The organism is Rhodophyticola sp. SM2404, assembly GCF_053570515.1.
Map to the genome: position 1 here is coordinate 42,202 of NZ_JBSEDL010000002.1, position 11,867 is coordinate 54,068.

The 11,867-nt window shown below is 58.3% G+C and carries 10 protein-coding genes; 2 read left to right on the forward strand and 8 right to left on the reverse strand.

Features of this window, described 5'->3' with window-relative positions; all coding sequences use genetic code 11:
- Positions 1-14 precede the first annotated feature (14 nt).
- Positions 15-563: a peroxiredoxin gene (locus tag ACTYEO_RS03185; RefSeq protein WP_449322269.1), complete on the reverse strand. Its 549-nt coding sequence runs from the start codon at positions 561-563 to the stop codon at positions 15-17.
- 1 nt (position 564) lies between these two features.
- On the reverse strand, positions 565-1,911 hold the full coding sequence (gene proS / locus ACTYEO_RS03190) for a proline--tRNA ligase (protein WP_449322270.1): 1,347 nt from the start codon (positions 1,909-1,911) through the stop codon (positions 565-567).
- A 190-nt stretch (positions 1,912-2,101) separates the two neighbouring features.
- Between proS and ACTYEO_RS03195 the strand changes: the two genes are divergently transcribed.
- Positions 2,102-2,527 carry a hypothetical protein gene (locus tag ACTYEO_RS03195; protein ID WP_449322271.1) on the forward strand — a complete coding sequence of 142 codons (426 nt, stop codon included), beginning with the start codon at positions 2,102-2,104 and terminating at the stop codon, positions 2,525-2,527.
- Here ACTYEO_RS03195 and ACTYEO_RS03200 read toward each other — a convergent pair.
- The 6 genes from ACTYEO_RS03200 to ACTYEO_RS03225 form a co-directional block, all read right to left on the reverse strand.
- Complete coding sequence (locus tag ACTYEO_RS03200) at positions 2,524-4,110, reverse strand: Ppx/GppA family phosphatase (RefSeq protein ID WP_449322272.1); 1,587 nt, start codon at positions 4,108-4,110, stop codon at positions 2,524-2,526. The genes ACTYEO_RS03195 and ACTYEO_RS03200 overlap by 4 nt on opposite strands.
- A 31-nt stretch (positions 4,111-4,141) precedes the next feature.
- Positions 4,142-6,319 carry an RNA degradosome polyphosphate kinase gene (locus ACTYEO_RS03205; RefSeq protein WP_449322273.1) on the reverse strand — a complete coding sequence of 726 codons (2,178 nt, stop codon included), beginning with the start codon at positions 6,317-6,319 and terminating at the stop codon, positions 4,142-4,144.
- A 45-nt stretch (positions 6,320-6,364) separates the two neighbouring features.
- Positions 6,365-7,039 carry an HdaA/DnaA family protein gene (locus tag ACTYEO_RS03210; protein ID WP_449322274.1) on the reverse strand — a complete coding sequence of 225 codons (675 nt, stop codon included), beginning with the start codon at positions 7,037-7,039 and terminating at the stop codon, positions 6,365-6,367.
- Between the two features lie 3 nt (positions 7,040-7,042).
- On the reverse strand, positions 7,043-8,110 hold the full coding sequence (locus tag ACTYEO_RS03215; RefSeq protein ID WP_449322275.1) for an AI-2E family transporter: 1,068 nt from the start codon (positions 8,108-8,110) through the stop codon (positions 7,043-7,045).
- A 62-nt stretch (positions 8,111-8,172) separates the two neighbouring features.
- Positions 8,173-10,302, reverse strand: a complete 2,130-nt coding sequence (scpA, locus tag ACTYEO_RS03220) for a methylmalonyl-CoA mutase (RefSeq protein ID WP_449322276.1) — start codon at positions 10,300-10,302, stop codon at positions 8,173-8,175.
- Entirely contained in the window at positions 10,274-11,203 is a 930-nt protein-coding gene (locus ACTYEO_RS03225) for a hypothetical protein (protein ID WP_449322277.1), read from the reverse strand. The genes scpA and ACTYEO_RS03225 overlap by 29 nt, the downstream gene beginning before the upstream one ends.
- Before the next feature lie 148 nt (positions 11,204-11,351).
- Here ACTYEO_RS03225 and ACTYEO_RS03230 point away from each other — a divergent pair, with 148 nt between their 5' ends.
- Entirely contained in the window at positions 11,352-11,816 is a 465-nt protein-coding gene (locus ACTYEO_RS03230) for a DUF4174 domain-containing protein (protein WP_449322278.1), read from the forward strand.
- Positions 11,817-11,867: the final 51 nt, after the last annotated feature.

The window sequence follows — 11,867 nt, forward strand, 5'->3', positions numbered from 1 at the left end:
GCTCGCCCTAGGATTTACCCTTTCGATAGCCGCGCCACAACGTCCCTCGCGTTTTCGTCAGGTGGAAATACCGGATAAATCACATCCTCGATCACACCGTCACGCAAAATCAACGTCAAACGCTTGTGCAAAACCTCGCCTGTGGGTTGGAAAACAGGAAGGTTCAGCGCATTGGCCAATACCAAATCAGCATCCGAGAGCAGCGGGTAAGGCAGATGCAAGCGCGCCACCGCCTCTTGCTGCCACGCGCTGTCTTGGGTCGAGAGGCCGAACAGATGATCAACGCCAACCGACCTGAGGTCTTGATAGAGGTCGCGAAAGGCGCAGGATTGCGGTGTGCAGCCCTTGGCGCCCGGGATCATATCCCAGCCATCGGGGGTGGGCGTATCGGGGCGGCCCGTTTTGGGATAGGCAAAAACGACCGTCAGCCCTGACAGGGCCGATAGGTCAACCGCCTGCCCGTCAGTTGCAGCCAGATCAATCGAAGGCAGCGCCATTCCCGCAAGATGGCGGGCCGCGCCGTCATCCTCAGGGGCGGGCAGCGCCGACCAATCCGTTGCCATCTCAGCCGCCCATATGGGGCGCGTAGATCTCGCCCAAGCGCGCGATGGCGGCTTCTGGTGTCATCTCTTCGCTTTCGCCCGTTCGGCGCGAGGTCACCTCGACCACGCCATTTTTCAAACCACGTGGGCCAACGGTAATCCGCCAAGGCAGACCAATCAGATCCATCGTCGCAAATTTCGCGCCCGCCCGTTCCGAGCGGTCATCATAAAGCGGCTCAAGCCCCAAAGCAGTGAGCGATTTATACAGCGCTTCACATGCGCCATCGGCCTCTTCATCGCCCTGTTTGAGGTTCACAATCCCCACATGGAAGGGCGTCACGCCTTCGGGCCAGATGATGCCATTATCATCGTGATTGGCCTCAATGATCGCGCCCAACAGGCGGCTGACACCAATGCCATGGCTGCCCATATGAACGGCCACACGGTTGCCTTCGCTATCGGTGACACTTGCGCCCATAGCATCGGAATATTTGGTGCCGAAGTAAAAAATCTGGCCCACTTCAATGCCACGAGCCACGCGCTGGCGGTCTTCAGGGACATCCGCGAAAACGGCTGCGTCATGAGTTTCATCGGTGCGGGCATAGCGCGAGGTGAACTCCTCAAGCACCGCTTGGCATTGATCGACACTGTCATAGTCAATCTCGCGATCACCGAATTTCAGATCGGTGATTTCGCTGTCATAAAAGACCTCGCTCTCACCTGTTTCGGCAAGCACAAGAAATTCATGCGTGTCATCGCCACCAATCGGGCCACTATCGGCGCGCATCGGGATGGCTTGCAGGCCCATCCGCTCATAGCTGCGCAGATAGCTGACCAAATGGCGGTTATAGGCGTGCAGCGCGTCTTCCTTGGTCAGGTCGAAATTATAACCATCCTTCATCAGGAATTCGCGCCCGCGCATCACGCCGAAACGGGGGCGGATCTCGTCGCGGAATTTCCACTGGATGTGATAGAGCGTCAGCGGCAGGTCTTTATAGCTCGAGACATGCGCGCGGAAGATATCGGTGATCTGTTCTTCATTGGTGGGGCCATACAGCATGTCACGGTCATGGCGGTCCCGCACGCGCAGCATCTCGGGGCCATAGGCATCATAGCGCCCGCTTTCGCGCCACAAATCAGCCGATTGCAAGGTCGGCATCAGCATCGGGATATGGCCCGCGCGAATTTGCTCTTCATGCACGATCTGCTCGATCCGCTTGAGCACTTTATACCCGAGGGGAAGCCATGAATAGATGCCAGCAGAGGCCTGTTTGATCATGCCTGCCCGCAGCATCAAACGGTGGCTGACGATCTGCGCCTCGGAGGGCGTTTCCTTGAGAACAGGCAAGAAGTAACGAGAAAGGCGCATGGGTATTGTCCAATAGATCAGCAAAAGAGGTTGCCGAACGGTCTAAGCGAGGGCGCGGCGACACGCAATGAAGCTTTGAGAAATCGCAAGCAAGCTGCCCAAATTTGTGCTATCCCCACGTTCAAGCCGCGCCACTGAATTTCGATCACAAGCCAAGGCCGTGATGTGAAGAAATTGAAATTGGTGAGTTATGAATTCATTCGTTGTTGATCTGAAAGACCCTGTTGCGGTCGATTTGGCCGATCTTGATGCGTCCAAACCGGTGCAAGCTGAGGGGCGCGCACCCTTTTATGTTGAGATCAGCCTATGGCTAAACTCCGATCAAAGAGAGCTGTGGCAGGCCTATGCCTATTGGTCGGTTGCCGTTATGCGCCTGCATGGTGGGGAATATCTGGGGCGCTGTGATCTTGAGAGGACCGAAAACGCGCCTGACTCTCATTCCGTTTTCGCCTTTCCAAGCGAAGCGGCCTATGACGCCTATCGCAAAGATATCATCACGACAGCATTGGCCGATAAACGCAGACAATGCGTGATCGACAGCGAATACAGCTTCCCCAAAGACCCCGGCGATCTGCTTCTTTTGGGATGCACCCGCGATGACGGCTCGAAAGGCTAAGACTTTCTTTTGCGGGGGTAGACGACATGTGGCTCACAGCCCATGGCAGCGGCCAACGCATTGAAACGCGCCTCAGCCACCTCGCCGAACAGATCAGCGGCGTCTTTGGATTTGAGGGTAAGCTGCAACTTCTGATTCTTCGAAAACAGCTTGAGAGCAGCGTGGTTCATCGGTTTTTCCAGCGTCAACATGGCTGCAAAGCGCATGGCACGGCCAAGAATTTCAGCCTCCTTCACCTGCGGCGGAGAGAGCAGTTCCAAAAGCCTTGGGTCGAAATTTGTGCCATCGCGCGACGATTTATAGCGGTGAAGCAAAGCCAGCCCCAAATAGACCCGCTCAGGGTGGTTCAGCCCCCCGAGATTGGCCCGCGTCGCATTGTCGAAACAGACCTCGGCGCGGTAATCGGGATGGGCACGCCACGACACATCATGCAGCAAACAGGCCGCACGGATCAGGCGCTTTTTGCTGTGTTTTGCCCGTGGGAAAAGGGGCTCCACGAATTGGAACAAGGCCCATCCAAAACCTGGAATGCGCGAATTCGAAGCCTCGGCATGGCGCGCGGCCTCGATCAAGGGGTCACGGTGGCGCAACTGCTCGCCCATCTGCTCATAAAGCAGCCCCTCGCGGATACCATAGCTTGAGATCGCAACCTCGCGCGGGCGGATTGTTCGCACCAATTCCTTGAGGACTTGCGAGGCGAGCGGCACAAGGCGCATCCGCTCGGCGCTTGTGCCCGTGCGGGCGCGCAACTCGTCCATATCGCATTGGTTGATATATTTGATCGTCTCGAGGATAGCCTTGGGCGTCATGATATATTCATGCAGTACCTTCAGGGGATAGCCGCGCCGCTCCATATCCACCCGCGCGATGGCCCGCCATGAGCCACCAACAAGGAACAAACGTTTGGGTTTTTCGGGGAAATGCTGGTGCAAATCGGCCAGACGCGCCTTGATATGGGCCCGCAGCCCCTTCTGCCCACCCTTGATGCCCATCAGCTTCAACGGGCCAAGATCAGAGGAGCGGCGCTCGCCGACAACACCGCCGCCCTGCAACTCGGCCAATTCCATGGAGGAGCCGCCGATATCGCAAATCAGACCTTGCGCACCTGGCCAGCCAAGCAAAACACCTTGCGCAGAAAGGCGGGCTTCCTCGCCGCCATCCACAACCTTGATATCAAGCCCCGTGGCCTCGGCCACTTCTTGGCGAAACTCGGGCCCGTCCTCGGCATCGCGCACAGCGGCGGTGGCCACCGTCACCAAGGGCGAGACATCCATCGAGCGCGTCAACGTCGCAAAGCGTTTGAGCGCTTTGAGCGCGCGGATGCGCCCCTCAGGGTTGAGGCGCCCCGTCTCGGAAAAGCCCGCGCCAAGGCCGCAGAGGATTTTTTCGTTGTAGAAATAGGCAGGGCTGCGCGCTGCACCGTCAAACACCACCAAACGCACCGAGTTTGACCCGATATCAATCACACCAACCCTGGAGAGCGCGCGGGCATCTGGCCCATCAAAAAGCGGCACACCGAAAGGACCCCATTCGGGGTGCAATTCATCGGTCAAACCATTGCTGGAGAATCCCTCGACCATCATCGGGTGATCTCACACACCCGCGAGGGGATCGTCAATCTTCACTATGTGTTAACTCGGGCACGTCTTTCGCACCTGCACTACCGCGGCCAGACAGGGAGGGGTTTTCCATGAAAAACCTGTGGCAGGAAAACGGGTTATCGACATTGGAAAGATCAGGCCGCGCAAAGCTGCCATCGGCCTGCAACACCCATGATTGCGCCGTATCGGCTAGATTGGCCGCCATGACCTGGCTCACAATCTGCGCTTTCACTGTGGGGTTTGTGCATTCAACCAAGGTCTCGACACGGCGGTTCAGGTTCCGCCCCATCCAATCGGCCGAGCTGATATAGACCCGCGCCTTCTTGGACGGCAGGCCGTGGCCATTGCCAAAACACATGATCCGCGAATGCTCGAGAAACCGCCCAACCACGGATTTCACGCGAATATTCTCGGACAAGCCCTTCACACCGGGTCGCAGGCCGCAGATGCCGCGAATGACCAGATCAATTTTCACGCCCGCTTGGCTTGCCTCATAAAGCGCGTCAATAACATCAGGCTCGATCAGGCTGTTCATTTTCGCCCAAACCACCGCAGGTTTGCCCGCCTTGGCATGGGCGGCCTCGGCCTTGAGGCCTTCAAGGATGCGGGCCTTGAGGCTGATGGGCGAGATGCTGAGGTTCTCAAGCCCGTCAGGCTCGGCATATCCGCCGACATAATTGAACACCTTGGTAGCATCGCGCCCAAGCGCATCATCGCAGGTGAACAAGCTGAGATCGGTATAAATCCGCGCCGTGATCTGGTGATAATTGCCCGTCCCGTAATGGGTATAGGTCACCAGCTTGTCTCCCTCGCGGCGGACAACCACAGACATTTTGGCATGGGTTTTGTAATTGATGAACCCGTAGATCACATGCGCGCCCGAGCGCTCCAGCTTGCGCGATTGGCGAATATTCGCGGCCTCGTCAAAACGCGCCTTCAACTCGACCAGAGCGGTAACGGATTTGCCATTCTCGGCCGCTTCGCACAAAGCCGCAACAATCGGGCTTTCATTCGAGGTGCGGTAAAGCGTCTGTTTGATCGCGACCACATTGGGGTCACGGGCGGCCTGCGCCAGAAAGCGGATGACCATATCAAAGGTCTCATAGGGATGATGCAGCAGCATATCCTTCTGGCGGATCGCGGCGAACATATCGCCCTCATGGTCCTGCACCCGTTCCGGCACGCGCGGTGAAAAGGCGGGCCACATCAGATCGGTCCGCTCATCCACAACCAGTTCTTTCAGGCCCACAAGGCCGATCATGCCTTTGACCTGAACCACTTCTTCTTCGCGAACGCCGAGCTGGTCGATGATTTCGGCGCGCAGGTCCTCGGGCGCACCTTCGGAGATTTGCAAGCGCACCACTTCACCACGACGACGGCGCTTGAGGGCGGTTTCAAACTCGCGCACGAGGTCTTCGGCCTCTTCTTCGACTTCCAGATCGCTGTCGCGCAGCACGCGGAACGAGCAGGAGCCCGTCAATTCATAGCCCGGAAAAAGCCGCCCGCGATGAAGCAGCAAAAGCTCCTCCATCGGCAGAAACCGCGATGTGCCCTCAGGGGCGGGCAGCTTCACGAAGCGGTCAATCTGGCCCGGAATGGGCAAAAGCGCGCGCAGCACGCGGCCATCGCGTTCGCGGCGCATCTTCAATGCCAACGAAAATCCTTCATTCGGAATGAAGGGGAAGGGATGGGCCGGATCAATCGCAAGCGGCGAAAGAACGGGAAAGACTTCGGCCAAGAATAACTCTTCAAGATAGGAGCGGTCCGCCTGCTCCAGATCGCCGCGCGCGACCACGACAACCCCTTGCTCTGCCATCTCATCCCTGATTTCGCGCCAAGCCACTTGCTGCTGCTGCATGAGCCTGCGGGCATTCTCGTTGATCAGCTTCAACTGCTCGGCGGGTGTGCGGCCATCATCTGAGGGCGTGACATTGCCCTCACGCGCCAATTCGCGCAGCCCCGCCACGCGGACCGTATAGAATTCATCCAGATTGCCCGCCGAGATCGAAACAAAGCGCAACCGCTCCAACAAAGGCACGCGCGGGTTCTGCGCCTCTTCCAGCACGCGCCAGTTGAAGTTGAGCCAGCTCAGCTCGCGGTTGAAAAAACGCTTGGGCCCTTTGGTCTTGTCCTCGGGAAGTTCCACGGGATCAGGATAGGGGGCATTCAGGAAATCGGCAGATATGGTCATGACAATGCCATTATGGGGTTAAAATGTCAGTCTTATGACAATTATTTATCTTTCATTACCAATTATTTGACGGGCAATGGTAAAACCCGGTGCGCGCTTTTCAGCCAAAGCGCGGGCATCCAGCTCGGCGATGAAGCTTTGAGCGGCCGAAAAACTACGTTCGATACGCGGCAGAACGAATCCGATCACCTTTGGCGTAAGCTGGATACCACGATCCCCCGCCAGTTTGACCAAGACCGCCATCAAAAGCGCATCATCAGGGGCTTCAAGCCGCAAGACGCCCGATTGGCTCATCCGGCTGGCCAAATCCGCAAGCCCGATGCCCCAACGCTGCGGCGCATCGCGCGCGGTCAAAAGCAAAGGGGCCTGCCGTGCGGCCATGGCGTTATGGAGATGGAAGACCAACTCCTCAAGTGAGGGCTGCCCCGCGATCTGGTCAGCATCTTCGATAACCAAAGCGGGGGCTGCGCTTAGGTCTTGAATGCGGGCTTCTTCCAGATCACTGGCCGCGACACATTCGGCACCGACCTGCGCTGCCCAGACAAGCGCCAAATGGGTTTTGCCCGAACCTGCGGGACCCGCCAGAACCATCTTGCCAAAGGGCCAATCCCGCCAGTCATCAATGCCCGCCACGGCCGCCGCATTGCCAGGAGAGACGAAAAAATCCTCCCGCCCCATGGCCGCGCGATAGGGCAAATCAAGGCTCAATTGTTCAGACATGGCTCAGTCGTCTTTCTGCTCGCCCAAACCGCGATAGAGCAAACCCTGTTTGTATTGCGACAACACAAATCGCACGAGCACGCCGATCATTGCCGCAATCGGAACAGCCACCAGAAGGCCCACAAATCCAAACACCGTGCCAAAGGCCGAGAGCGCGAAGATCAACCAGACAGGGTGCAGACCAACCGAGGAGCCGACCAGCTTGGGCGTTAGCACATTGCCTTCAACCACTTGCCCGACCTGAAAGACCAGTGCGACCGCCACGATCATCCACCAATCGCCCCAGAACTGGAACAGCGCCAGCCCGATAGACAAGGCCCCGCCCACCAAAGCGCCGACATAGGGAATAAAGGTCAAGAGCCCCGCAATCAGCCCGACAACCAGCCCGAATTGCAAACCGATCACCATCAGAGCAATCGCATAAAAGGTGCCAAGGATCAGGCAGACCGTGCCTTGCCCGCGAATAAAGCCAGCCAGTGTCTGGTCGATCTCGGTGGCGAGGTTGCGGATGACCTTGCGATGATCGCGCGGCAACAATTCATCAACACGGGCGACCATATTGTCCCAATCCAGCAGCATGTAAAAGGCCACGACAGGCACAACGACCAAGAAGACCAGCGCATTCACGACCCCCACGGCCGAGCTTAACACCGTGTTCAACAACTCCGCGCCGCGCGCTTGCAATGTCTCGCCGACCGAGACGAGCGATTGGCGCAAGGGCGAGGATTGATCCATCAGATCGGGGAAACGGTCGATCAGGAAGACCTGCAATTGGCGGAAAATCTCGGGCGCGGCCTGAAACAGATCGGTGGTCTGCGCGATCAGCAAAGGAATAACGACCAGCGCCGCCAGCACGACCATAAACAGCACCACAAGCGAGATGATGGTGGTGGCAAACACGCGGCTCAGCCCGAATTTCTCAAGGCGATCCGCGACAGGATCAAGGAAATAGGCAATGGCCCCGCCCACAACGAAAGGCAGGATCACATCGCCCAAAAACCAAAGAATAAAAAGGAACGCCACGGCTGCGACGCTCCAATAGATGATCTGTTGCCTGACCGGCAGTGCCATGATCGCTCTCTCCTGAAACCTGCCACATATGTGCGTTGTTCTGCGGCAGGGTTCAAGGCGGGTTAGCTACGGGCGGCGCGGATCAGGTGCAGAATGTCTTGCGCGGCATCGGGAATATTGGTTCCCGGCCCAAAAATGGCCTTCACCCCCGCCTTCTTGAGGAAGTCGTAATCCTGCTGCGGGATCACGCCGCCGCAGATCACAAGGATATCGCCCGCGCCCTCGGATTTGAGCGCCTCGATCAGTTTCGGCGCAAGGGTTCTGTGGCCTGCTGCTTGGCTCGAAATACCGATCACATGAACATCGTTGTCGATGGCGTCTTGCGCGGCTTCCTCAGGGGTCTGGAACAAGGGGCCCACATCGACATCAAAGCCGATATCGGCAAAGGCGGTGGCGATCACCTTGGCGCCGCGATCATGGCCGTCCTGCCCCATTTTCACCACCAGCATACGCGGGCGGCGCCCCTCTTCTTCGGCAAATTGCTCCACATCCTTTTGGATGCGCGCAAAGCCTTCATCGCCCTCATAGGCCGCGCCATAAACACCTGCGAGGGTTTTGACCTCGGCGCGGTGCCGACCGAATTTCTTCTCCATCGCCATGCTGATTTCCCCCACGGTTGCACGTGCGCGCGCGGCCTCGATTGCGGCCTCCAGCAGATTGCCCCCCGCCTCGGCGCGGCGGCTGACCTCGTCAAGGCTGGCTTGGCAGGCTTGCTCATCGCGGCTTGCACGGATTTGCGCCAGCCGCGCGATCTGCGCCTCGCGGACCTTGTCATTATCGACCTGCAAAATATCAATCGGGTCTTCCGTTTCCTTGCGGTATTTATTGACCCCGACGATCACATCCTCACCTCGGTCAATCGCGGCTTGGCGTTTGGCCGCCGATTCCTCGATCCGCAATTTGGGCAGGCCCGAGGCCACGGCTTTGGTCATGCCGCCCATCTCCTCGACCTCTTCGATCAAGGCCCAAGCAGCCTCGGCGATATCATGGGTCAGTTTCTCGATGTAATAGGAGCCTGCCAGAGGGTCGACGACATTGGTCACCCCCGTTTCTTCCTGCAAGACAAGCTGTGTGTTGCGCGCGATACGAGCCGAGAATTCGGTGGGAAGGGCAATCGCCTCATCCAGCGCATTGGTATGCAGAGATTGCGTGCCGCCCAGAACCGCGCTCATCGCCTCATAGGCGGTGCGGATCACGTTGTTATAGGGGTCCTGCTCTTGCAGGCTGACACCGCTGGTTTGGCAATGTGTTCGCAGCATTTTCGAGCGCGGATCCTGCGGCTCGAACTCATCCATGATGCGCGACCAAAGCAGGCGCGCGGCGCGCAGCTTGGCGATCTCCATGAAGAAATTCATGCCAATAGCGAAGAAAAAGCTCAGACGCCCTGCGAATTTATCCACATTCATGCCGCGCGCGATGGCCGTGCGCACATATTCGCGCCCATCTGCCAGCGTATAGGCCAGCTCCTGCACAAGGTTCGCGCCCGCCTCCTGCATGTGATAGCCGGAAATCGAGATCGAGTTGAATTTGGGCATCTCGGCGCTGGTGTATTCAATGATATCAGCCACGATCCGCATGGAGGGTTCAGGCGGATAGACATAGGTGTTGCGCACCATGAATTCTTTTAGAATATCATTCTGGATGGTGCCTGCGAGAACCGATTTGTCATGGCCTTGTTCCTGACCTGCGACAATGAAACTGGCAAGGATCGGGATGACCGCGCCATTCATCGTCATAGAGACCGAAACCTTATCCAGCGGGATACCATCAAAGAGGATTTTCATATCCTCAACGCTGTCGATGGCCACGCCTGCCTTGCCTACATCGCCCTCAACGCGGGGGTGGTCGCTGTCATAGCCGCGATGGGTCGCCAGATCAAACGCCACTGAAACACCCTGCTGACCTGCGGCAAGGTTCTTGCGGTAGAAAGCATTGCTTTCCTCGGCGGTTGAGAAGCCCGCATATTGCCGGATCGTCCAAGGGCGGCCCGCATACATCGTGGCTTTGACCCCACGGGTGAAGGGCGCAAAACCGGGCAGGCTGCCCATATGGGGCAGGTCCGCGCTATCGGCTTCGGTATAGAGCGGTTTGACTTCGATCCCTTCCAGCGTCTGCCAGTTCAGATCATCGGGCGAGCCGCCTTTGCGTTCTTTTTCGGCCAGCTTACGCCAAGCGTCTGTGCTCTGCGTCATCGGGGTTTCCTCTTCCTTGTCCTGTGGTGCCCGCTTCTTTTACATCGCTCGGGTCACCAAAATAGCTTGCCAGCCCGTCTGCGCCTGCGCGCAACCAAGCCAGATCATCGATATAATCCGCGCGCAAATCGCCGCGCTGTTCGGGTGTGAAAGGCGAAAAGCGCCGCGCATCGGCATCCACCAAACCTTCGCCCTCGCCACGGCTTTGCAATGCAAGCGCCAGTTTGGCAGGGGTCGGGGCGGGGTTGTGCCATTGCGGCGAGATATCCAGCGGCAGATCACGCCCCAACATGGCGCGCATCTGTGTACATGGGCTGTTGCCAAGCCCCTCATAGCTCCAGACGATGACGCGCGCTTGGGGGAATGCACGGGCCGCATCGCCAATAATATCGCGCCAACGACGCGGCTGGTTCGTAAGCCGCGCGCAAAGCTGCGATGTCGGCAGTGGCCCGCCCTTGGGCAACGCAAACGCCATGCTGGAGGCCCAGAAGCTGTCATAGCTGCGGATGGCCAGCGCAACCACGCGCACGCGGTCGGCAAGACTTGCGCGGAACCTTTCCAAACGTTGTGCCGCATAGGGGTAAAGCACCCCTTCCCGCAGGTTTTCACCAACCTTGCCAAGCATGTTTTCCTCGGAGATCAGCAAAGCCGCGCAGCCCGCCTGTTCAAGCCGCAAGGTTTCCATCCGGATCAAACCGGTTGAGCGCAAAATCCGTTCCGATTGCCACGGCAAAACCGGATCAGGCTGGCCGATCAGCCCCGCAAATAACCCGTTTCGCGTGCGCCAAGGCCCCCAACAAGCCACCCCGTCCTGCCTGAGCGCGTGTTGCGACAGCTTGAGCGTGCGCTGAAGCGTGGTGCTGGCTGTGCGATGTGCACCAAGATGCAGGATGACTTCCATCTGCCCTGCCCTTTCCTTTCGCGGTCTCCGCGCAAGGGCATAGGGCATAGCCTTAAACATAGGGTGAAGAGAGAAACGCCACGGAATATTTGCAAAAACCTTCGCTTTCCGCCGCGCGCTGCTTATATCACATCCGAACGGAGACGATATGAACCAAGCTTTTGCATTTGTTTTCGCGATGATCGTGGCGCTGCCTGTTTTCGCGCAGGAGGCCGAACTCGCCAGCGCCGAAATGGTTGAGCCGCAGGAAATTGACCCGCTGGCCCCTATTGATGCCACTGAGGTGACGCTGGCCGATTTCCAATGGGTGGCCCGCCCGATCATCATTTTTGCCGACACACCCGCTGATCCGCGCTTTCGTGAACAGCTTTCACTGCTGGCCGAGCGACCCGATCCGCTATTGGAGCGTGACGTGGTAATCATCACCGATACCGATCCCGAGGCGCGCTCGGAGCTGCGGCAGGAATTGCGCCCGCGCGGCTTTGCGCTGGTTGTGATGACCAAGGATGGTGCTGTCGGTTTCCGACGCCCCAGCCCCCGCGATGTGCGCGAGATCACGCGCGGTATCGATAATTTCGCGCTCAGACAGGAGGAGTTGCGCAGCGCAAACTGATGCGCCGCGCCACCGCCTTGATCCATATGCCAAGCGCAATCCGCCATTGGG

Excerpts from the sequence above, each read along its gene's own strand:
- ACTYEO_RS03185 (WP_449322269.1), bottom strand. The coding sequence starts at position 563 with ATGGCAACGGATTGGTCGGCGCTGCCCGCCCCTGAGGATGACGGCGCG.
- proS (WP_449322270.1), bottom strand. The coding sequence starts at position 1,911 with ATGCGCCTTTCTCGTTACTTCTTGCCTGTTCTCAAGGAAACGCCCTCC.
- ACTYEO_RS03195 (WP_449322271.1), top strand. The coding sequence starts at position 2,102 with ATGAATTCATTCGTTGTTGATCTGAAAGACCCTGTTGCGGTCGATTTG.
- ACTYEO_RS03200 (WP_449322272.1), bottom strand. The coding sequence starts at position 4,110 with ATGATGGTCGAGGGATTCTCCAGCAATGGTTTGACCGATGAATTGCAC.
- ACTYEO_RS03205 (WP_449322273.1), bottom strand. The coding sequence starts at position 6,319 with ATGACCATATCTGCCGATTTCCTGAATGCCCCCTATCCTGATCCCGTG.
- ACTYEO_RS03210 (WP_449322274.1), bottom strand. The coding sequence starts at position 7,039 with ATGTCTGAACAATTGAGCCTTGATTTGCCCTATCGCGCGGCCATGGGG.
- ACTYEO_RS03215 (WP_449322275.1), bottom strand. The coding sequence starts at position 8,110 with ATGGCACTGCCGGTCAGGCAACAGATCATCTATTGGAGCGTCGCAGCC.
- scpA (WP_449322276.1), bottom strand. The coding sequence starts at position 10,302 with ATGACGCAGAGCACAGACGCTTGGCGTAAGCTGGCCGAAAAAGAACGC.
- ACTYEO_RS03225 (WP_449322277.1), bottom strand. The coding sequence starts at position 11,203 with ATGGAAGTCATCCTGCATCTTGGTGCACATCGCACAGCCAGCACCACG.
- ACTYEO_RS03230 (WP_449322278.1), top strand. The coding sequence starts at position 11,352 with ATGAACCAAGCTTTTGCATTTGTTTTCGCGATGATCGTGGCGCTGCCT.